A 22,127-nucleotide genomic window follows, 5' to 3' on the forward strand; every position below is an offset into this window, starting at 1 on the left:
AGTTGGAAGTCAGAAGTCTGATGATAGAAGTTTTTTCACTAACTGGAAAAGCAGTCAAGAAAAACTTCCATCATCCATCATCCATCATCCAACAAATTCCCTATTTTTGTGATATGAATTTCATCAAAAACAACCTTGCCAATGCATTTACTTTAGGGAATCTTTTCTCGGGTTGCGTCGGGATTGTTCATCTCATTTCCGGCGACTATCAAACTACAGCGATTTGTATGATTATCTCATTGGTTCTCGATTTTTTCGACGGATTTATTGCAAGAGCTTTGAATTCCAGCAGTAATTTGGGCGGACAATTGGACTCTTTGGCAGATATGGTAAGTTTCGGATTTTTGCCTGGGATTACAATGTTTGTAGCTTTAATTGGTAATAATTCTGCAGATTTCCCTTGGTACTATTATCTTGGATTTGTAATTACCATTTTCTCCTGCCTCAGATTGGCGATTTTCAATTTGGATGATGATCAGAAATATTATTTCAAAGGTTTGAATACACCGAGCAACACGATTTTGATTTTCGGGTTGTTTTATGCTTTCAAAGAAACTGGCGCTTTTAGTTTTCTTTTTGAAAATGAAATCTACTTATTGATTTTAACAGTGGTTTCTTCCTGGCTTTTAATCAGTCCAATCAAGATGATTGCAATGAAATTCAAGTCAAAACAATTAAAAGATAATTATCCAAAACTGGCTTTGCTGATTGGCGGAATTTTGATTTTATTAATTTTCAAAACAGTCGGAATTCCTTTAATTATCATTTATTACATTTTGATTTCATTAATATTTCAAAAACAATTGAAATAGTTGGAAGACGAAATTTAGATGTTGGATGTAATAATCATTTATCAACAATCATTTATCAATTATAAAATAATGAACCTAAAACTATATAAACCACTTTGCGTTTTCGATTTGGAAACGACGGGAACCAACATCGGAAAAGACAGAATTGTAGAAATTTGCATCCTGAAAGTAAATCCGGACGCATCACGAGAAAGCAAGACCTGGAAAGTGAATCCGGAAATGTCCATCCCAAAAGAATCCTCCGCCATCCACGGAATCTATGATGAAGACGTCGTAAACTCACCAACTTTCAAAGACATTGCTCCGAAAATTTTGGAAATGATTTCCGGAGCTGATTTGGGAGGTTTCAATTCCAATCGTTTTGATGTGCCACTTTTGGCCGAAGAACTTTTGCGTGCGGGTTTGGATTTTGATTTGAGCAAGTTCAAATTGGTAGATGCACAGACGATTTATCACAAAATGGAACCGAGAAATCTTTCTGCCGCATACAATTTCTATTGTGAAAAAACTTTGGAAAATGCGCATTCTGCAGAAGCTGATGTTTTGGCAACTTTCGAAGTTTTGGATGCGCAAGTTGGACATTACGAAGATTTACCCAATGAAATTGCTGGCTTGAGCGAGTTCTCTTTCCACAGCAAGTTTGCGGATTTGGCCGGAATGATTCATTTCAATGAAAAAGACCAGGAAATTTTTGCCTTCGGAAAATATAAAGGTCAAGTTGTGAAGGAAGTTTTTCAGAAAGATATTGGGTACTACGGTTGGCTACAAGGCGCTGATTTTCCGCTTTACACCAAAAAGATTTTTACTAAAATTCAGTTGAAATCTAGATTTTAATTTAAAATTAACATTATGAAAATAATCTGCGTAGGAAGAAATTACGGCGAGCACGCCAAAGAATTGGGAAATGATATTCCGGAAGACCCAGTGGTCTTTATGAAACCTGACACCGCAATTTTGAAAAAAGGTTCAGATTTCTACATTCCTGAATTTTCTGATGACATCCATTATGAATTGGAAGTGGTTTTGAAAATCTCAAAAGGTGGGAAGTATATTCAAAAAGAAAATGCCGGAAACCATTATGATGAGATTGGTTTGGGATTAGACTTCACCGCAAGAGATCTTCAAACAAAACTAAAAAACAAAGGGTTGCCTTGGGAATTGGCAAAAGGTTTTGACGGTTCAGCTGTAGTTTCGGATTTTGTATCAAAAGATCATTATGATTTGCAGAATCTTAATTTTTCATTAATTAAAAATAATGAGAAAGTTCAGGGTGGAAATACGAACGAAATGATTTTCAGTCCGGATGACATTATTGCCTTTGCTTCCCAATATTTCACTTTGCGAGTGGGTGATTTGATTTTTACCGGCACACCAAAAGGGGTTGGGAAAGTTTCTGAGGATGATTTGCTTGAAGCTTATCTGGAAGATAAAAAATTGTTTTCATTAAAAATCCAATAGATTATTTATCAGGTAAAAAAATTTAACAATGGCTACATTTTTGCTCTTCTTTAATTATAAACTTTGATTATGAAAAAAATAATATTACCCGTAGATTTTTCCGACAGTTCAAATAAATTGGTAGATTATGCTATTAATTTTGCAAAAGAGATCAATGCTGAAATCTATTTGATACACGTTGCGGCGACAGATATCGGTTTCGTAATTGGTGATATGGGTTTCCAATATTTTCCGGAAGTTGAAGAAAATGAAATTAAATACGAATTAAAAGAACTTAATAAACTACAGGAAAGAGTTGTTGCTCACGGTGTAACTTGTAATCATATTTTGAAACAAGGCATTGCTGGTGATACAATTTTAGAATTTGCTGATTCTCAAAATGCAGACTATATTGTAGTTGGATCACACGGAAGAAGCGGCGTTTATGATGTTTTCATTGGAAGTTTGACCAAGGAAATCACCAAGAAGTCTAAGATTCCGGTTCTGGTTGTTCCTTGCCACGATGAAGAATAAAAACTTTGAGATAAAAGAATCAAGACGGAAGAATCAGGATTCAACAAAAGATTTAAAAATAAAAGAACCCGCAATTATTAACTAATTGCGGGTTTTTTATTATATAATCAATTTATTTAACCTTCGTTTTTATAAATTTTCGGATCGTAATATGGATTTTTACCTTCCGTAGGAGAGACATAATCTTTGTCTTTTTGAGCGCCAAGTGTCACAACCAAAATATAGCACCAGTAGCAGAAAAAACCAGTTGCAACAAGGAACAACACCCAATTCAGAACATTGCCGAAGAGTCTGTAAAATCCGAAAGACCATTTGAAAGCTGCACTTAATGCTAACCAGAAAGATGTCATATTTTTCTTTTTTTAAATTAACTTTGCACAAATTTATAAAAAATGTTTCGATTACTTTCAAAAGAAAGCAATATTTTTTCTGTTCCGGCTTACATTGGATTTTTGTTTGTGATTTTTCTTTCACTTAATTTATTAGATTTCAGAAATATAGATCTGATTTCCACCATAATTACGTTTACCGGAATCAGTTTGGGATATTTTTTATTCAATGCGATTGCTCTAAATCAGTTTTCTCATCTTCCGCTATTTTTGTATACTCTTTTTGTGGTTTCATTTTATGATGGGACTATTGATCTGGGTCTGGGAGTTACTTTTTTGATGAGTTCCATTTTGCTACTGATCTTAACCAGTCAAAATGATCAGCTCAGGAAAAGTTCCTTTATGCTGGTTGGCGCTATACTGGCATTTACCTTTTTGGTTTTCCCACCAAGCTGGCCGATGGCGGTTTTTGTGATTTTCCATATTATCGGAACGTCGGGAAGAGTCGGACTCAATATGTTTCGACTTTTGTTTGGCGCAATATTAATTGTTCTGAGTTATTTCGGAGTGATGTATCTCATTCATTACACAACTTGGGACAGTTCCTATTTCCCGTTCTCCAGCTCATTTGAAAGGTTGAAATCTTATTACCCGTTGTACATTCTTACTCCAATTATTTTGATGATCATCTATTCAATTTCTGATCATTTCAAACATTATAATGAGAAAAGCCCAATAAGCAGGTACAAATATACTTTTGTCCTAGTTTTTTCCCTTGCACAGCTAATTACAATTAGTTTCTATATGGGGAAAAATTACGAATTTTTATTGCTTTTAGCTTTGCCCGTAAGTATCATTATCAGCAGAATGCTGCGTTTTCTTCCTAAATACTGGATGCAGGAATTAGGGCTTTGGATAATTGCCTTTACACTTACCGCATTTAAAATTGCTAATTTTGCACAATATTAAATAATGACTAAAGCATGATTCAGATAGATGACAAACTGATTTCCGAAGATATTTTTGCAGAAAGCTTCGTCTGCAACCTTACCAAATGCAAAGGTGTCTGCTGTGTAGACGGCGATACCGGTGCTCCTCTTGACAAAGACGAATTACCAATTCTGGAAGAAATTTTCCCTAAAATAAAATCTTACTTAAGACCGGAAGGCGTAAAAGCCATCGAGGAACAGGGAGCTTGGGTTGTGGATCCTTACGACGGTGGTTATGTAACCACTTTGGTAAACGGGAGTGAGTGTGCCTACGTTATCTTTGATGAAAAAGGGACAACCAAATGCGGCATCGAAAAAGCTTATGAAGATGGTGTTGTAGACTGGAAAAAGCCTATTTCCTGCCACCTCTATCCTATCCGTGTGAATGATTATAAAACTTTCGTTGCAATGAATTATCACGAATGGGAAATCTGCGATGATGCCTGCACGCTGGGGAAAGAACTGCAAGTGAGAATCTACCAGTTCCTGAAAGAACCACTCATCCGGAAATACGGAGAAGACTTCTATAAAACCCTCTGCGAAGCTGCCGAGGAATGGGAAAAAGAATACAATTCTTAAAAAAGATCACAAAAAAAGAGAACCCAGATTTGGATTCTCTTTTTTATTTTTAAGAAGTGAGATTAATTAATTTTAAACTCATCATCAGAAACCGGCTGATTGATTTTGATATCAGAGTTTTTAATTTTGATATTTTGTCCTGCCGCATCAATAGTCATCTCTTCAACAAATTTGATCCCGTCTATATCTGCATATTTACTAATGGTCATATTGCCTTTTTCATTTTCAGTTTTGTAGAGCAATCCTGTTTTCACATCAAAGTAAGATTTGGAATCGTCTGAAGAAAGCAGATAGAAATCTTTTCCATCAATCTGTTTTTTCTCCACTGTTTTTACTTTTGCAGGATCCATCCCCAAAGCGTCCATCAGTTTCGCTGTTTTCAGCTTTGTAACCTGATCCGCAGGAAAATCCACTTTTTGTCCCATTTGATTGGCATAACCCTTCTCTCCGTCAAAAACCTGAACCATTTCCTGTCCCATCATCGTCTGGCTTGACTTGAATTTGTTGTCCTTTTTCACTGTTTTTCCTTCCATATCCATTCCCATCACACTGATGGTATTTTTCATAGAGAGTGTTTTTACAGATTCTAATTTCTGTTTCCCTCCCAGAGCAGTCACATAATTATCAATAATCTGTTTTGCTGTTGGCACTGCCTGAGCAGACATATTTGCAATCATCATTAGAGAAAGTGCAAATGTCAAAATAATTCTTTTCATATTTTTTAAATTTTTCCTGAACGAAATTAGTTAATTTCCAAAACAAAATATTTCTTTCCCGAAATATTTTCTAATTGTTAGTTACCATTAATTCCAAAAAGTTACAAAAAAGGCTTCAAATTTTTGAAGCCTTCATTACAAGATCAGTACTATTTTTTAATATCTTCCTTTACATCTTTATAGGTATCGCTTACCGCATCAGCACCTTTCACAGCTGTTTTCTCAACTGCTTTTGCACCTTTCTTGGCTGTTTTGCCAGTCCATTTTGCACCTTTTTTAACACCTTTTTTGGTAGCTTTTGCACCTTTTTCAGCTTTATCACCTACCCATTCTGCGCCATCTTTTACGCCTTCTCCGGTAGCCTGCGCACCATTTTCAACTGCAGTTCCTACAGCTTTTGCATCTTGTTTAACTTCCTGTTTTACAGTTTGAGCGCTCATTGTGATAGATACAAATGCAACTGCTGCTAGTGATAAGATTTTCTTTTTCATCTTTTTATATATTTTAAATTTATCTTATGATATTAGCATAAAGCAAGCCAAAAGAAATAAACCCTATTCTAATTTCTGAAAATAAATATATCTTGTTTTTTTTCGATTAGGAAAAACAATATTTTTGCAAAACGTATGACAAAGGCAAACCAGGCTGCAAAGAAAAAAATACATCAGAAAAGGAAAAAAATTTTCATAAAGAAACGCTGGATTCTTTTGATCATTCTTGGTGTGTCTTTGCTGGGAGTAGGCTTTTACCTCAGACAAAAGATCAACTATTATTTTTCATATTATTTAGGAAAACATTTTGAGCATAAGACCCTCACAAACTCAGAAAAAGAAACTGCAAGAATTGATAAGATTGTAGGGCTATACTCCAACCAGACTTTTGGTTTCGATATTTCCCATTACCAAAGAAAAGAAGACATCCAGTGGGACAGCCTCAGTATTGGTAACCGGACAATTCCTTTAAAATTCGTAGTTCTGCGAGCAAGTATGGGCAACCGAAAACTGGACAAGAATTTTGATCATTTCTGGGAAACAGCAAAACACCACAACTTGATCCGCGGTGCCTATCACTTCTACCGCCCAGACGAAGATCCTGTAATGCAGGCCAATTCCTTTCTTTCCGTTGCCAAATTAGAATCCGGAGATCTGCCTCCAATCCTCGACATCGAAAAGAATCCGAGAAAAAAATCGAAAGAACAATTAATTTCAGATCTCAAAGTCTGGATCAAAATAATGGAGGAAACTTACGGAGAGAAGCCAATCATTTATACCTATTATCACTTTTACAAAGACTATCTGAAAGGCGAGTTTGATGATTATCCGCTTTGGCTTGCCAATTATAATGATGTTCCAACGCCTTCGCCAGATGATGAATTTCAGTTTTGGCAATTTTCGGAAAACGGCATTGTATACGGTATCAATACTAAAGTTGATCTTGATATTTACAATGGAAATCTTTGGAGTTTGAAAATGCTGACGATTGATTAAATGAATTAATTCTTATTAACAAACTCAATCACGTCTTTGCTCAGTTCCTCTGCCCTTTCTATCGGAACGCCGTGTGATGCACCTTTGTAGATTTTCAGTTTAGAATTCGGGATTTCTTTCGCAATATATTCTGTATGAAAACGAAGTATCAAATCATTTTCTCCTGCAAGAATGAAGACTTTTGCTTTGATATTATTAAGTTGTTGTTTTGTAATTTTCGGCTCATCAATCATCAGTTGAAGTAAACGAATATCCCTTTCCGGTCTATTATCGGCCTTCATTTTTAAGGCGTCTTTTTTCATATTTTCCACTTCACTTTCGCCGACTCCATTTGGGAAAACATTGGCACCGCTTGTGATGATTTTATTGATATTTTTTGGATATTTAATCGCAAATTCAATGGCCGTATTTCCGCCGTCGCTCCAGCCTAGAATATTGATCTTTTTTAATTTCAATTCATCCGCCAAAGCTTTTACATCATCAGCAAATTTAATGTAGGTCAAAGGTTCTTTGGAAGTGTCCGTGCTTTTACCCTGTGCTCTTGTATCCATTGCAATCACTTGAAAATGCTTGGAAAGTTCCGGGATTTCTTTGGTAAAAGCATCAATACTTCCACCATTTCCGTGAAGTAGAAACAAAGGTTTTCCTTTGCCATAAACTTCATAATAAATATCTGCATCTTTCAAATGAAGTGTTTTTCCAACTTTTTTGTTTTTACCAAAATCATAAACTTGAGCAAAAGAAAGCATTGATGCAAACAGAACTATTAAGGCGACTATTTTTTTCATTTTGAAGTGATTGATTTCTCAAATGTAATCATAAATCAAACTACTTTTTCACTTTCACATCAATATTGATAGCCGGTGCGGCCATTCCAATTTTTTCCCAGTTTCCATAGAAGGAACGGTAATAACCTGACCTGAACAAAGCGCCACTCAAAGCTACTTTCCCGTTGGATTGCCCGATGAACTGAATACCCACAAAGAATTTGCCATCTAGCCAAATCGATTCTTTGCTCACATCCAGAGAAAATGTAGAATCCTTCAAATTCTCTTTTCCAATCGTGGCTATAATATCATTTTCTAAAATAAGATTATTCGGTTTTCCATCTTTTTCATCATAAATCGTATAACGAACTTTGATGGGCGACGTAGATTCGAATCTGGAAAAATTCATATTGATTTTATTGATTTTCAACCGCTTATTGGAACTGAATTCCACTGCAGTTTCCTCCACAACAGAATTACCTTTCTCCATATTTGGTGTGAACATCATTGATTTGGATTTGCTGTTGACACCGATATTTTTCTCTTTGTAATTTTGAGGTGTCATCACTACTTCCTGAATATTCGTTACCTTTTCATACAAATAGATATTGTGAGGATTGTTTTTGACAAATTCTTCCACCGTACTTCTGAACTGTTTGTATCCTCCAACGACAACAATCAGCTCTTTGTCTTTGCTAACCTTCTCCAATTGAATCTGGAATTTTCCATTTTCATCCGCCTGAACACCATAATTGCTATTCAGAATTCCAATTTTGGCATAAGGAATAGGCTTGTTATCATCTTTGGACAAAACAGTTCCGGAAATCAATTGAGCGTGAGAAATGATGCAAATAAATAGTGCAACAAGAAAGTTGAGTTTTTTCATAGAGTTTAATTTGATGCAAACTTCTGAAATTTCCTTTGTCAATTATCTCAAAGAAAGGTTAAATCAATTTTGCTTTTCGTTAAAATTTTCAGAATATTTTACTTGATGCAGTATATCAATGCTGTTCAAGATGCTGTTATTAATTCAGTTTAATACCGTTTTCGATTTTCAAATCCTTATTTTTGCAAATCTTTATTTATTATCAATTATCATCTATAACTAATGAATTACGTTTCTGCAGAAAATCTTAGCAAATCTTACGGCGTCAAAGTTTTGTTCAAAAATATTACCTTCCACGTAAATGAAGGCGACAAAATTGCCATCGTTGCCAAAAATGGAAGCGGAAAATCTACGCTTTTGAAAATCCTGATGGGAAAAGAAATTGCGGACAGCGGCGAAGTGGTGATTAATAAAGATATTCAGGTTGTTTTATTCGATCAGGAAATTGATTTTGATCCGAAACTTTCTGTCGAAGAATTTATGATGACTTTGGATTCTGCACCAATTTTAGCTTTAAAAAAATACCATCACGCCTTGACTTCGGAGAATCCGGATGATATGGAAACGGCTCTGGCTGAAATGGAAATCCATAAAGCGTGGGATCTTGAAAACGAGATGGAGCAGATTCTTTCTCAACTTAAAATCACAGATTTATCGGCAAAAATGGGAACACTTTCCGGTGGACAAATCAAAAGAATTGCGTTGGCAAAACTTCTGACAGAAACCCGTGCGGAACACCGCCACACGCTTTTAATAATGGATGAGCCGACCAACCACTTGGACGTGGAAATGGTAGAATGGCTGGAAAATTATTTGAGTAAAGCTAAAATTACGTTGCTTCTTGTGACGCACGACCGATATTTCCTGGATGCAGTTTGCGACAAGATTTGGGAAATGGAAGACGGCAATCTCTATCTCCACAACGGAAGCTACGCCACTTATCTTGAAAATAAAATGATTCGAGAAGACAATTTGAATTCGACGATTGACAAAGCCAATAACCTTTACAGAAAGGAATTGGAGTGGATGAGAAGACAGCCGAAAGCGAGAACCACGAAATCAAAATCACGTCAGGATGACTTCTACGAAACTGAAAAAATAGCGAAAACCGATACGAGAAAAGAAACGCTGGCGTTGGATTTTGAAATGAAAAGATTGGGGAACAAAATCCTTGAACTTCGAGACATCAATAAAAGTTACGGCGAAAAAGTGTTGTTTAAAGATTTCTCCTATCAATTTCAAAGAGGTGAAAAAGTGGGAATTGTTGGAAAAAATGGTGCTGGAAAATCGACTCTGCTGAACATTATTCAAGGTTTTGAGGCAAAAGATTCCGGAGAGATTGAAACCGGAGAAACAATTAAATTCGGCTATTTTGCTCAAAAAGGACTTCAATACAAAGAAGACGAACGCGTGATTGATTTCATCAAAGAAATTGGTGAGAATTTTCCTTTAGCTAATGGAAAAACCATCTCGGCTTCCCAGTTTTTAAGATTATTCCTGTTTGATGACCAGACGCAATATTCGCCGATTTCGAAACTTTCGGGCGGAGAAAAACGCCGTTTGCACCTGATGTACATTCTTTATCAAAATCCGAATTTCCTGATTTTTGATGAGCCTACGAATGATTTGGACTTACCGACTTTGACGGTTCTTGAGAATTTCCTTCAGAATTTTCAGGGAAGTTTAATTATCGTTTCTCACGACCGTTATTTTATGGACAGAATTGTGGATCATGTTCTGGCATTTGAAGGTGAAGGGAAAATAAAGGAATTTGTCGGGAACTTCTCCGAATACAGAGAGAATCTGAAAAACGAAGAGAAAAATCCGAAGGCAGAACCTGCGAAAGTTGAAAAAATTGAAGCTCCAAAAGAAACTGTTGCTGCTCCAGTTGCAATAAATCAGCCCGCTAAGAAAAAATTATCATTCAAAGAGCAACACGAGCTGGAAACCATCGAGAAAGAAATGCCAAAACTGGAAGCACAACGCGCTAAAATTCTTGATGAACTAAACAACGAAACCGATTACGAAAAGATTGCAAAATTCTCTGCTGAATTGGAAAACATATCTGAGAAGCTAGAAAACTTTGAACTTCGCTGGCTAGAACTTCAGGAATGATTTAAGTCATATACAATTAATTATCTATAAATCATCTTATTACAATGGAATTAAAGTTTAATTTAGAATAGATTAAAATAAGATTGCAAAACATTAACATTTGTTATACTTTTGCGCCAGTTTTTAACTATTCTAAATAAACTACAATGAAGAAGCAGCTATTTGCACTAGGACTTATTTCCTTCTCAACACTTTATTTCGCTCAGGAAAAGAAATCAGATTCTCTTAATGTAAGAACGATAGAAGATGTTAGGCTTCATAAAGCAGGAAATCCAAACAAGGCAAAAACATTCACAACCAAGTCTAACCTTGATGTGATGGAAAATCCGCAGGCCACTGCTATCGTGACACACGAAATCATCGAGCAACAACAAGCACAACAATTATCGGATGTCGTAAGAAACGTCAACGGGATGTATATTACTTCCGCAAGAGGTGGTTCGCAAGACAGTTTCGGTGCAAGAGGTTATACTTTTGGTAATGAGAATATTTATAAAAACGGTGCCCGTATCAACAGTGGTATTTTTCCTGAAGTTTCGGGAATGGAAAGAGTGGAAGTTTTAAAGGGCGGCGCAGCCATCCTTTATGGAAATGTAGCCCCTGGTGGAATCATCAATATGATTACCAAAAAACCATTGTTTTATCAAGGAGGAAGCATTGCCTTGAGTGCAGGAAGCTGGGATAATTATAAAGTAGCTCTTGACTTCTACGATGGACTTTCAAAAAGTTCGGCATTTCGTGTGAATGGTGCTTTTGAAGATAAAGGCAGTTTCCGTGATAATATAACTTCTCAAAAATACTACTTCAACCCAAGTTTTCTTTTTAATATCTCAGACAAAACGCAATTAATCGTTGAGGGTGACTATTTGAAAAATTATTTTACACCAGATTTTGGAATTGGAACATTGGTTCTGGACACAAAAACTTCCAGGTCGGTGATTAATGATTTACTGGAAATTCGTAAAAATGCTGGCGTTGATTTTCAGTATCAGAATGCACAAATGGCAACAAGCACGATCACGTTAAATCATCAAATCAACACCCTCTGGAATTTGAATTTTGTTGGTTCCTATCAGAATTACACAAAAGATTTTTTTGGTAATGAAAGAATGCAATGGAATCTTCAAAATAATGGCTCTTATCTCTGGAACAGAAGTCTGACCAAGACTTACAACGAGCAAAACTACGGTTCTTTGCAAGCCAACTTAAACGGAGAATTCAAGACTGGGCAAATTAAACATAAGCTACTTTTTGGTGCAGATGCAGACTATCTGCAGTCTGATAATTACACTTATTTTCTACAAAGACAAAACGGAAGCTGGAATAATGGTGCTCTCACTTACGGAACAAATGGAAATAATACCAGCGGAAATATTCTCTTAAGCGACGAATCTACTTGGGCCTCAGGTTACCAACCAGAAACAGCTAAGCAAAGTTTAACAAGAACACCAACAAGAAGAGTTGGCGTGTATCTTCAGGATTTGGTTTCAATCACAGAAAAATTCAAATTGCTGGCTGGAATCAGATGGTCCTATTTAGAAAATATAGCGGTTTTAAAAACCAATTATCAATTTGATGTACAAAATTTCAGTAAGATGTCAACAGCTGGTAAACTTAGTAAAAATGCATTCTCACCAAGAGTTGGATTAGTTTACGAGTGGACAGAAAGCTTTATGACCTTTGCTAGTTACACCAATTCATTTGTTCCAAATACAGGGAACGATGTGAGTGGTAAATCCTTGGACCCATCAATTGTAGACCAATGGGAGTTGGGTTTCAAAAAAAATCTGTTTTCAAATACTTTAGCGTTTAATGCCACAGCATACCAAATTGACAACAGCAACCTTGCACAGATGGCGGCTTTCAACAGCGCAGGACAAGTGAATACCGATACCAATATCAAAGAACTTACAGGTAAAACACGAAGCCGTGGTGTAGAATTAGACATCACCGGTAATCCTTTACAAAATCTTTCTGTTATAGCAGGATATTCTTATAATCATATGACCTACCTTGAAACTCCAAATACAGACGGAAGTTTTATTGAAGGAGAGAGAATTGTAAGAACACCGATGAATACAGCTAATGCTTCAGTTTTCTACACTTTTGATAAATATGTTAAAGGTCTTAAAATTGGCGCTACTGCATTCTATACCGGCAATCGTTATGGTGGATGGAATAACTTGAAGGATGCAAATGGTAATCAAAAAACAGATAGACTAATCCCAATGACTGGCTTTACACAGATTGATTTCAGCTTAGGTTATCAATTCAAAAAATTACTGATCCAAGGGAAATTAGCTAATGCATTCAATGTTCTAAATTATAATGTTCACGAAAACTACTCAGTAAATCCGATTATGCCACGCAACTACTATTTCACACTGACTTACAAACTTTAAAATTAAATATTATTAAATTATTTTTTCAATCAAAGTGGAAGTTGCAAATTTGCAGTTTCCACTTTTAATATAAAATAAACTACAACTATGGACAAAATCAAAAATACAAGAAGCTTTATGAGAATCGTGCACCGCTATCTGGGATATCTGATGGCTGGGGTGATGATCATCTATTCTGTAAGCGGTGTTTTGCTGATCTACAGAGACACAGACTTTCTGAAAAAGGAAAAAAGCTACGAAAAAACTTTTGAAAAAAATCTTTCTGAAAAAGCTTTGGGAAAGGAAATCAAAATGAAAAACTTCGAAGTTGAAAAGACGGAAAATGGTTTGATGTACTTCAAAGGTGGAACTTATAACTCTGCTACGGGAGAAGCAAAATACACAAAGAAAGAATTACCATTTGTACTGGACAAAATGACAAAACTTCACAAAGCGCAGTCTAAAGATACGTTGTCCCCTCTTAATGCATTCTTCGGAATCTGTCTGTTCTTCTTTGTTATTTCCAGTTTTTGGATGTTTCCTCCAAAATCAAAAGTGTTTAGACGAGGAATGGTTTTTACTGCGATTGGGATTGTAATAGCTTTGCTTTTGACGTTTTTGTAAAGGATTTAATTCTTATTAAATCAAATGGAAAGTTTTCAAAAGAACATTCAAGCTCCAGATAATTACAATTGACCCTACGCCAATGAACATGACTTTCAAAGGTAATTTACCGGCTAATCTTGCGGCGATTGGTGCAGCTAAAACACCTCCCAGAATCAATCCGGCAATCAATTGCCAATGGCTGATTCCGATTACTGAAAAGAATGTCAATGCGCTGGCGAAGGTAACGAAGAACTCGGTTAAACTAACTGTTCCGATGACGTAACGCGGCGTTTTTCCTTTCGAAATCAAAGTTGATGTTACCAATGGTCCCCAGCCGCCGCCGCCGAAGGAATCCAGGAATCCACCAGCTCCAGCCAGCCAGCCTACTCTTTTGGTTTTTTTACGGATTTTGTTCTTCTTGAAGGCATTAAGTAAAATTCTAATTCCAAGGATGAATGTGTAGAGGGCGAGAATTGGTTTGATAATTCCGGCATATTTCTCTCCTAAATAAGACAATAGCAAAGCACCCAAAATTGCCCCCAGAACGCCCGGAATCAAAATATTTTTGAATAATTTTTTATTGATATTCCCGAATTTGTAATGACTGAAACCCGATGCGCCACTGGAAAACATCTCGGCTGTGTGGATACTGCTGCTGATTGCGGGCAACGGAATCCCGATATATAAAAGTGCCGCCGTACAAGTTACACCGTAGCCCATTCCCAGTGCACCATCTATTAATTGTGCCAAAAAACCTACCACAAAGAGCCAGAAAAATCGCTCATCCGTGTTGGCATTCAGATAGGCATAAGCAATTTCCAAATCTTTGAAACCAATGTAAAATGAGACAATATTACCAATCAGCAGAAGGACAAAAGCCAGAAAAAATACAGTGGCAATTCGGCGCCATTTTTTTTCTCCATTAATCAATGGGAGATAAGAATCATCCGTATTTTCTACTGTACCGACATTAGTCAAAAAAAATGTACTTTCTGATGGCTGATTTGGAAGGAAATAAAGTTTCTTGTTCTCTTTCAGAATTGATACTATTTCCTGATCTATGCTTGGATTTTCGGTGGCTATGATGACCAAATCAGCCTCTGAAAAATCTTCCGGGATAAAATTTCTTTCAATAAAATTTACAGATTCATTTTCGTTGAGCAGGATCTGAAGATCCTCAGAAATAAATGAAGAAATCAATGTAATATTGGAATCTGTGATATTTTGAAGAATATCATTCAGGTTTTCTGCTGCTGTCTTTCCGCCGCCGACAATTAGAATTCTGTTGTTGGAAGCATTAATGAAAATAGGTAAAGAGATTTTTGATTTCAAACTATCAGATTAAAAAATTACTGAATCAAGCCCGCGCCAACAGTTACAAAACTGGTTTCATCTATGAAAATAATCCCGCCATTTGTCGCCAGATCTTTGTAAGAATCATAAGCGAAAGGTTTTGCAGTTTTGAGTTTCAGTTTAACGATTTCGTTGAGAGAAACCTGTTCCACATCTTGCTTTTCTAATGAATTGACATCCAGTTTATATTCGATTTCTTTTACAACTGCTTTCACTTGAGTCGTATTATTCTGAATCAGATATTTGGAACCAGTTTTCAGCGGTTTGTCGCCCATCCAGCAAACAAGAACTTCCAATTCCTGCTCCATTTTTGGAAGGTCATCGGATTTTACGATTAAATCACCACGGCTTATGTCAACATTATCTTCCAAATGTAAAATGACACTCTGAGGTGCGAACGCTTCTTCTACTTTTTCCTGATCTACTTCTATCGCGGAGATTTTGCTTTCTGTGCCGTATGGTAAAACGGTCACAGAATCTCCAACTTTATAAATCCCACTGGTAATTTTACCGGCGTATCCACGGTAGTCATGCAATTCCTCAGTTTGCGGCCGAATTACGTACTGCACAGGGAATCTTGCTTTGTCTAGATTGACCGTATTTTTCAGCTCCACGGTTTCCAGATAATCCAGCAAGGTTTTGCCTTCGTACCAAGATAAATTTTCTGATCTGTCCACAATATTATCGCCATCTAAAGCGCTGATTGGGATAAAAACTACGTTGTTCAAAGAAAGCTGATCTGCCATCTTTGAATATTCTTCTTTGATATTATTAAATATCTTTTCCGAGTAATTTACAAGATCAAGCTTGTTAATTGCTACTACAACATTCGGTATATTAAGCAAAGATGCGATGATGGAGTGGCGCTTTGTCTGTTCTATGATTCCGTTTCTGGCGTCGATCAAAATAATAATCAAAGCCGCATTGCTGGCGCCTGTAATCATATTTCTGGTGTATTGCACGTGACCGGGCGCATCTGCGATGATGAACTTCCGTTTCGGCGTTGAAAAATATTTATAAGCAACATCGATGGTGATGCCCTGCTCGCGTTCTGCGCGCAGACCATCTGTAAGTAAAGCCAAATCCAGACTTCCGTCATTCCGGAATTTGCTGGCGCGTTCTACGGCTTCCATCTGATCTATGAGGATGTTTTTGCTGTCGTATAATAATCTGCCTATGAGTGTACTTTTTCCATCGTCTACACTTCCGGCGGTTATAAATCTTAATATATCCATTTTTTAGTTGTCAGTTGTTGGTTGATAGTCGATAGTTTTTTTATCAACTATATTTTTCTTTGAATTGCTCCATAGCCCTGATGGGAACGGCATCCTTTTTTGTTTTTTTTTATTTAATGCTAATCAGAAATACAAACGTTCAAAAAAAACAAAAAAGATATAGTGGACAGCAGGTTCCCGGCTCCTAATTTTCTCTAAGATCCTTCGGCAAGCTCAGGATGACAAGTTAAAAGTAACCCGCTTTTTTACGGTCTTCCATAGCGGCCTCGGAGGTTCTGTCGTCTATTCTTGTTTCGCCTCTTTCGCTGGTTTTGGTGGTGATTATTTCGGCAATTACCTCTTCCAGATTGGCTGCTTCTGACAAAACGGCTGCGGTGCAAGTCATATCGCCAACGGTTCTATAGCGGACTTTTTCTGTAGTCACTATGTCACTTTCGTCGAGACTTACAAACTCGTTCATGGCGATAAACTGGCTGTCGAAATTGAGGACTTCTCTTTCGTGAGAAAAATAAATCGATGGAAGTTGAATATTTTCTTTCAGGATGTAATTCCACACGTCTAATTCTGTCCAGTTGCTGATAGGGAAAGCTCTAACCTGCTCGCCTTTGTGGATTTTTCCGTTGTAGGTATTCCAAAGTTCGGGACGCTGAAGTTTTGGATCCCATTGTCCGAAATCATCACGCACGGAAAAAATCCTTTCCTTAGCTCTTGCTTTTTCCTCGTCCCTTCTTCCACCGCCAATGCAACAATCGAATTCGAATTCTTCCACCGTATCCAATAGTGTAAAAGTTTGAAGTGCATTTCTACTTGGCAATTTACCTTTAGGTTCCGTCAAACCTTTTTCTTTGATGGTATCTTCTACTTTTCTTACGATGAGTTTCTCACCAATTTGTTCAGCAAGTTTGTCTCGATATTCCAAAACTTCAGGAAAATTATGACCTGTATCGATATGAACTAATGGAAACGGAAATTTGCCCGGCCGAAAAGCCTTCAAAGCTAAATGAACCAGCGTAATGCTGTCTTTCCCGCCACTGAAAAGTAATGCCGGACGCTCAAACTGACCTGCAACTTCCCTGAAAATATGGATGGCTTCGGACTCTAGCTGTGCCAGATAATCCAAGTGGTATTTTGACATTTTAATTTTTATTAATTGTTATTTGTGGACGTGAAGTCCGCATTCTTTTTTGCTGGCATCTTCCCACCACCATCGTCCGGCACGGAAATCTTCTCCCGGCTGGATTGCCCTTGTACAAGGCGCACAACCGATGCTTACAAAGCCTTTGTCGTGAAGAATGTTGTATGGAATATACTTTTCTTTGATATAATTTTTGACTTCTTCTGTTGTCCAGAACAATAGCGGATGGTACTTGATGATCTGGTTGGACTCATCCCATTCCAGTTGCTGTAGATTTTCACGGTCTGGGGAGTGTTCCGCTCTTAGACCTGTGATCCAGATTTTATTATCCTTTAAAGCCCTTTTTAGTGGCTGTACTTTTCTGATGTTGCAGCAGGTTTTTCTATTGTCCACCGAGGTATAAAAAGAATCCGGACCTTTTTCCTGAATGAACGGTTCCAGTTCTTCCTGATTCGGATAGAATGCTTTGATATTCACTTTATATTTTGATCGTGTCAAATTCCACGTGTTGTAGGTATCTTCGAAAAGACGTCCTGTGTCCAGTGTAAAAATCCTGACATCCAGATCTTTTACAAAACTTGTAATTACCTGATCCTCCATACTGAAACTTGTTGAAAAACAAATCTTGTCTGGGAATAGTCTCGTAAGATAACTGACAGCATCATCAATACATTCATTCTGAATATTATTGTCTAAAAGGGTGCGAAAGACTGATTTTAAATCTTCATTCATTTTTTTACGCATTGCTGTCGGCAAAGTTAATGATTCAGATATATCTTACCAAATTAGTATAATATGAATCGGTAAAAAGAAATCATTTAATAAAATCTTTTCACATCAATCTCGAAATCCAGCTGGACTTTATTCTCCAGATAATCTAACATTACTTTAGAAAAATAAGTTCCATTCAGGACGCCTCTAGCACCCAGACCATTGAAAATATGCAAATTTTTAAACTCAGGATGTGTTCCTAAGATCGGTCTTCTGTCATCTACAGTTGCACGGAATGCCGTTTTTACTTTGGTAATTAAATAATCATTTTTATAAAATGCTTTGAGCCCTGTTTCTAATTCTTCAATAAACTCTGGATCGATGTCTTCTGATTGGTCAAAACGGTCGTAAGTTCCGCCGTAATAATATCGGTTGTCTGACAGTGAAAATAGGAAATGTTTTTTCTTGATAATGTACGGATCAATGGCTTGATCAATTTTAACTTCTAAGCAATGACCTTTGTTTGGTAAAACCGGAATTGTATTAAAATAGGGATTGTCTTTGACATGGATTCCTTCGCAAAAAACTATACTTCCGAATTTAAAATCCTTGTAAGTTGAATTTTTCGTATCAATGGATTTGTGATCAAAAGATTCATTAATAATTAAGTTTTTTTCGTTAAAATAATTATATAAATCTTTGAAAAAATTTTCGACATCAATTCTACAAGAATTTTTTACAATTCCAGATTCAAGAGGATTTTCTACAGATTTTAATTTAATAAAATTATTATCTAAAAAGGGTCTCAAGTCTTCTTTAAGAGAATTTTTCAACCATTGTGTCTTCTCTGATTCGTCATGAAAAATCCGAGCAACAGGTTCGTTTATAATATAATTCATTCCTGTGTATTTTTCAATCTCGGAAAAAATAGTCTCCAGATAATCCATCTGTTCTTTGGATTTCCAGAAAGTGCTGAATCTTTTGAGAATAACCGGATTACAAACGCCGGCAGAAATATGCGATCCCGACGTTTGATGACCATTGAATAATACAAAAGATTTGTTTCTCTTCTGCAACTGATGCGCCAGAAAGAAACCAGCAAAACCTGCACCGACAATAATATAATCTACCTGAGACATAAAATAAAAAACCTGAGTAAAGATACTCAGGTTTTTCTATTTGGGATATGAGAAATATTAGTAATTCCACAAATCGTTTTCCATTTGAAGGATCTGCGCTTTGATTCTGTCGCTTTCGTCCAATTGTCCGTCCGCATCAGCTGGGATATATTCATCGATAATTCCGCTTCCTCCTCTACCCAGACCGTTATCGGACTTATAGATAACTGCAGAAAATCTTCTTTGGTTCAAAACATCATCATAGCTAATATCAGAGCTTGAATTTTTTGCATTGAAAATATAATTGCTTGTCAAAACTTGTCTTGCATCAGGATAATAGATCCAGAAAAGATCAATTAAATCATCAGCACTACTTGCCAAGTTTTCTACTGGCTGACCAGCTTCTGCCAAAGCTTGTGCTTGGGATGCTCTTAATTTTGCAGCATTAGGGTCTTCTCCCATTGCAGCAATACCAAGCAATCTGTATCTAAGTTGAGTATCTCTCTTATCTACATACCACATACCCATCAACTTAAGTGCTTTCACTTTCTCAGTTCCAGTTACAATTTTGTCAACATTTGAAGAAATATCATTTCTGTTGATTTTGTACCAACTGCCATCCAATTTTACAAGAACAGTTCCAGGCGCAATGTTTACTGCTTTTGGTGCTGCTTTCTTCGTTGTTTTTTTCTTCTTACCTTTTTTGGTTGTAGTTGTTGTTACCTCTGCTGGTGTTTCTTCTACCACAGGAGCAGTTCCGTCATTTAGCACAAGAACATCTTCCAATCTAGAGCCATAAAATGATTTGATAGAACTAATATCAGCATCTGTAGAATTAATAGCTGAAGTGAAATATTTTTTCAATCCATTAGCCGCAGACTCTTCAATTTTATTCTCATTCAAGGTCTGAGAAAAATAATCAGCCACCTGTACTGCGGAAGTTGCAGATACGATTTGCTCTGGTGTAAGTCTCATTGTGAAATCATCACTTTGATACACTTCTTTTATTTTGCCATTGTTCACGGCATCTAATAGAACTTGGTAAAGTGATTTATTCTGAGAAACCAATCCGTCAGAGTTATGGTAAAAAGGTTGATTGATTTTGTCATTCATATCAATAATTTCCCATACTACCATACTTCTTAAGATATCTTTATCTTCTATAAAGCTGTATTTAAGAGGTTTTCCTATACTGTCTTTTTTAGCTTCACGCTCTTCTCTGAATGTTTGGGGAGAGCTAGCATTAAGAATACTATTCTGACCAAAAACCATTGTTGAGGAAAGGCAAATTAAACTATATATAATCTTTTTCATAATAAATATTGAATAGTAAAAAAATCAATCAAACTTTTTTATAGTTCTTTTTTAAAGTACGTTTACAATAACGTTACCAATATTTGGAAGAACAACTCCATTTAAACCATTGGCTCTCGCCTGAATATCAAAAATCGTAACAACATCTCCGCTTCTAAGTCCTTTTGTAAGACCTTCAACTTGTCCTAAAGAGCTTCCGTTGATTGGCATTACCGGTTTTCCGGAAACTTTAACTTTGAAACTTACAACATCAAATGTTACAGGGAAATCAAAGTCTGGCAATGTTGCCGTAAGTACTTGCTTAGATATAGAAGCTGCAGGCATAGATACATAACTTGCACCTCTGATCTGACCTCTCGGTGGCGGAATATTTTTGATTCTGAAATCAAAACCTTGAGTAATCATTTTACCACTAGGAGATTTTCCAGAAATAGTCAATTTTACAGTTGTTCCTGACCCTGGTGTAACCATCCATTTTCCTTTACCACCACTTACAGCTGCGCCAGCTGCAGATAATGTGGTAGCATTAAGATCTGCTCCTAAGATAGATCCAGAAACCGGATTTTGTAAGCCTCTGTATAGTACATTCATTTTGTCCGCTGCCAAAATTGCACCACTTTGTTCTTTCAATGCTTCTGCACCAGAAACAACGTTCAATGTATGAGCATAAGGAAGTGTATGAACTTTACCATTTTTATCCGTAAATGAAATCTGACCTGCAAATTTCTGTTCTCCAACTGCTCCTGTTGCAGGTGTAATGATACCCTGACCATTCACAACTCTAGCACCAGTAATTGCTAATCCAGGAACGGAACTTGCGAAGGTTCCAATTGCCACTTTGATTTCTGCTGGTTCACCTTTCATAACTGAACTAGGTCCAGAAACTAAAGCCTCATAAGCATCAAATTTGATATCAGCATCCACTTTTTCCTGCAACATAGATGTCAAAGCATCTGATTGTAGGTTTCTAGCTTCTGACTGGATCACTTCAAGATTAGACAATGCAGCAACTAGCGGCTGATTATAAAATTTGTATTGAGTCCATCCTTTGTTTGCTCTCTTGTCTCCTTTAGGAAACTCAGCTACTAAGTGATCAGAAGCTCTTTTCGCCACATCTTTTAATTGAGGATTAGATCCAAAAGTAGTGGTGATGTAATTTCTAAGATCATCAATTTTGGTCTTCAATTCTATAGATTGTGGTGATAATGTTTTCTCATCACCATCTTTGAAAAAAGTAGTAGTAGCAGGCTCCGTATTATTAAGAGCTGTAAAACTTTCTTCAACAACTAAGTCTGAATTATATTCAGCCTCAAGACTCATTTTGTTTTTTAACCCATCAATAAAAGAAACCAAATCATTGGTTTTAACTTTCAAAGTTTTATACTGATCCAAAAGGGGTTGATAATTTTCCGGAGAAGATACAGCCTTAGCTGCCAAAGTTTTCTCGAAGATATCGTCATTTTTTTTCTCAACTATCAATCTCGTATCTGTAAGTGATTGATTTGTGTCTTTATATGATCTGATGATTTCCTGATCGATCTGCATCGCTAGCATCGCGATGAAAACCAAGTACATCAGGTTGATCATCTTCTGACGTGGTGTCTGTTTGCCTCCTGCCATTTT

The 22,127-nt window shown here is 36.6% G+C and carries 22 protein-coding genes; 10 read left to right on the forward strand and 12 right to left on the reverse strand.

The features are described 5' to 3' along the window. The first annotated feature begins 113 nt into the window (after positions 1–113). The 4 genes from OPU68_RS07855 to OPU68_RS07870 all read left to right on the forward strand — a co-directional run bounded on the left by OPU68_RS07855 (position 114) and on the right by OPU68_RS07870 (position 2,783). Positions 114–812, forward strand: coding sequence for a CDP-alcohol phosphatidyltransferase family protein (locus OPU68_RS07855; RefSeq protein WP_498473500.1), 699 nt, complete (start codon positions 114–116; stop codon positions 810–812). A 69-nt stretch (positions 813–881) separates the two neighbouring features. Continuing rightward, a complete protein-coding gene (locus OPU68_RS07860) occupies positions 882–1,646 on the forward strand; it encodes an exonuclease domain-containing protein (protein WP_498473468.1) in 765 nt (254 codons plus the stop codon). A 15-nt stretch (positions 1,647–1,661) separates the two neighbouring features. Beyond that, on the forward strand, positions 1,662–2,270 hold the full coding sequence (locus OPU68_RS07865; protein ID WP_498473469.1) for a fumarylacetoacetate hydrolase family protein: 609 nt from the start codon (positions 1,662–1,664) through the stop codon (positions 2,268–2,270). A gap of 69 nt (positions 2,271–2,339) precedes the next feature. Next, complete coding sequence (locus OPU68_RS07870) at positions 2,340–2,783, forward strand: universal stress protein (RefSeq protein WP_498473470.1); 444 nt, start codon at positions 2,340–2,342, stop codon at positions 2,781–2,783. A gap of 116 nt (positions 2,784–2,899) precedes the next feature. Here OPU68_RS07870 and OPU68_RS07875 read toward each other — a convergent pair whose 3' ends face one another. Continuing rightward, a complete protein-coding gene (locus tag OPU68_RS07875) occupies positions 2,900–3,133 on the reverse strand; it encodes a hypothetical protein (protein ID WP_498473471.1) in 234 nt (77 codons plus the stop codon). Between the two features lie 42 nt (positions 3,134–3,175). Between OPU68_RS07875 and OPU68_RS07880 the strand changes: the two genes are divergently transcribed. After that, on the forward strand, positions 3,176–4,081 hold the full coding sequence (locus tag OPU68_RS07880; protein ID WP_498473472.1) for a DUF6427 family protein: 906 nt from the start codon (positions 3,176–3,178) through the stop codon (positions 4,079–4,081). A 14-nt stretch (positions 4,082–4,095) separates the two neighbouring features. Continuing rightward, positions 4,096–4,680 carry a DUF3109 family protein gene (locus tag OPU68_RS07885; RefSeq protein ID WP_498473473.1) on the forward strand — a complete coding sequence of 195 codons (585 nt, stop codon included), beginning with the start codon at positions 4,096–4,098 and terminating at the stop codon, positions 4,678–4,680. A gap of 62 nt (positions 4,681–4,742) precedes the next feature. Here the strand turns inward: OPU68_RS07885 and OPU68_RS07890 are convergent, their stop codons facing one another. Both OPU68_RS07890 and OPU68_RS07895 read right to left on the reverse strand, forming a co-directional pair. Then, positions 4,743–5,396, reverse strand: a complete 654-nt coding sequence (locus OPU68_RS07890) for a LolA family protein (protein WP_498473474.1) — start codon at positions 5,394–5,396, stop codon at positions 4,743–4,745. Between the two features lie 149 nt (positions 5,397–5,545). Next, on the reverse strand, positions 5,546–5,887 hold the full coding sequence (locus OPU68_RS07895) for a hypothetical protein (protein WP_498473475.1): 342 nt from the start codon (positions 5,885–5,887) through the stop codon (positions 5,546–5,548). Between the two features lie 135 nt (positions 5,888–6,022). On the opposite strand from OPU68_RS07895, the gene OPU68_RS07900 reads away from it, so the two are divergent. Next, positions 6,023–6,883: a glycoside hydrolase family 25 protein gene (locus OPU68_RS07900; RefSeq protein WP_498473476.1), complete on the forward strand. Its 861-nt coding sequence runs from the start codon at positions 6,023–6,025 to the stop codon at positions 6,881–6,883. A 5-nt stretch (positions 6,884–6,888) separates the two neighbouring features. Here OPU68_RS07900 and OPU68_RS07905 read toward each other — a convergent pair whose 3' ends face one another. Next, positions 6,889–7,671: an alpha/beta fold hydrolase gene (locus OPU68_RS07905; protein ID WP_498473477.1), complete on the reverse strand. Its 783-nt coding sequence runs from the start codon at positions 7,669–7,671 to the stop codon at positions 6,889–6,891. 40 nt (positions 7,672–7,711) lie between these two features. Continuing rightward, positions 7,712–8,536: a carboxypeptidase-like regulatory domain-containing protein gene (locus OPU68_RS07910; protein ID WP_498473478.1), complete on the reverse strand. Its 825-nt coding sequence runs from the start codon at positions 8,534–8,536 to the stop codon at positions 7,712–7,714. A 222-nt stretch (positions 8,537–8,758) separates the two neighbouring features. Here OPU68_RS07910 and OPU68_RS07915 point away from each other — a divergent pair, with 222 nt between their 5' ends. The 3 genes from OPU68_RS07915 (at position 8,759) to OPU68_RS07925 (ending at position 13,656) form a co-directional block, all read left to right on the forward strand. Beyond that, positions 8,759–10,651, forward strand: coding sequence for an ABC-F family ATP-binding cassette domain-containing protein (locus tag OPU68_RS07915; RefSeq protein ID WP_498473479.1), 1,893 nt, complete (start codon positions 8,759–8,761; stop codon positions 10,649–10,651). Positions 10,652–10,797: 146 nt separating this feature from the next. Continuing rightward, positions 10,798–13,053 (forward strand): TonB-dependent siderophore receptor, encoded by a 2,256-nt coding sequence (locus OPU68_RS07920; RefSeq protein ID WP_498473480.1) that lies wholly within the window; start codon positions 10,798–10,800, stop codon positions 13,051–13,053. An 87-nt stretch (positions 13,054–13,140) separates the two neighbouring features. After that, complete coding sequence (locus OPU68_RS07925; RefSeq protein WP_498473481.1) at positions 13,141–13,656, forward strand: hypothetical protein; 516 nt, start codon at positions 13,141–13,143, stop codon at positions 13,654–13,656. A 15-nt stretch (positions 13,657–13,671) separates the two neighbouring features. On the opposite strand, the gene OPU68_RS07930 is transcribed toward OPU68_RS07925, so the two are convergent. The 7 genes from OPU68_RS07930 to porM form a co-directional block, all read right to left on the reverse strand. Then, positions 13,672–14,970 (reverse strand): TSUP family transporter, encoded by a 1,299-nt coding sequence (locus tag OPU68_RS07930; RefSeq protein WP_498473482.1) that lies wholly within the window; start codon positions 14,968–14,970, stop codon positions 13,672–13,674. A 17-nt stretch (positions 14,971–14,987) separates the two neighbouring features. Beyond that, positions 14,988–16,226, reverse strand: a complete 1,239-nt coding sequence (locus tag OPU68_RS07935) for a sulfate adenylyltransferase subunit 1 (protein WP_498473483.1) — start codon at positions 16,224–16,226, stop codon at positions 14,988–14,990. A 226-nt stretch (positions 16,227–16,452) separates the two neighbouring features. Next, positions 16,453–17,361 carry a sulfate adenylyltransferase subunit CysD gene (gene cysD, locus OPU68_RS07940; RefSeq protein WP_498473484.1) on the reverse strand — a complete coding sequence of 303 codons (909 nt, stop codon included), beginning with the start codon at positions 17,359–17,361 and terminating at the stop codon, positions 16,453–16,455. Positions 17,362–17,379: 18 nt separating this feature from the next. Continuing rightward, positions 17,380–18,093, reverse strand: coding sequence for a phosphoadenylyl-sulfate reductase (locus OPU68_RS07945; protein WP_498473485.1), 714 nt, complete (start codon positions 18,091–18,093; stop codon positions 17,380–17,382). An 86-nt stretch (positions 18,094–18,179) separates the two neighbouring features. Continuing rightward, on the reverse strand, positions 18,180–19,211 hold the full coding sequence (locus OPU68_RS07950; RefSeq protein ID WP_498473486.1) for an NAD(P)/FAD-dependent oxidoreductase: 1,032 nt from the start codon (positions 19,209–19,211) through the stop codon (positions 18,180–18,182). Positions 19,212–19,268: 57 nt separating this feature from the next. Continuing rightward, positions 19,269–20,504, reverse strand: a complete 1,236-nt coding sequence (gene porN / locus OPU68_RS07955; protein WP_498473487.1) for a type IX secretion system ring subunit PorN/GldN — start codon at positions 20,502–20,504, stop codon at positions 19,269–19,271. Between the two features lie 51 nt (positions 20,505–20,555). Next, a complete protein-coding gene (gene porM / locus OPU68_RS07960; protein WP_498473488.1) occupies positions 20,556–22,124 on the reverse strand; it encodes a type IX secretion system motor protein PorM/GldM in 1,569 nt (522 codons plus the stop codon). Positions 22,125–22,127 lie beyond the last annotated feature (3 nt).

Source organism: Chryseobacterium sp. TB1-D10, assembly GCF_059803555.1.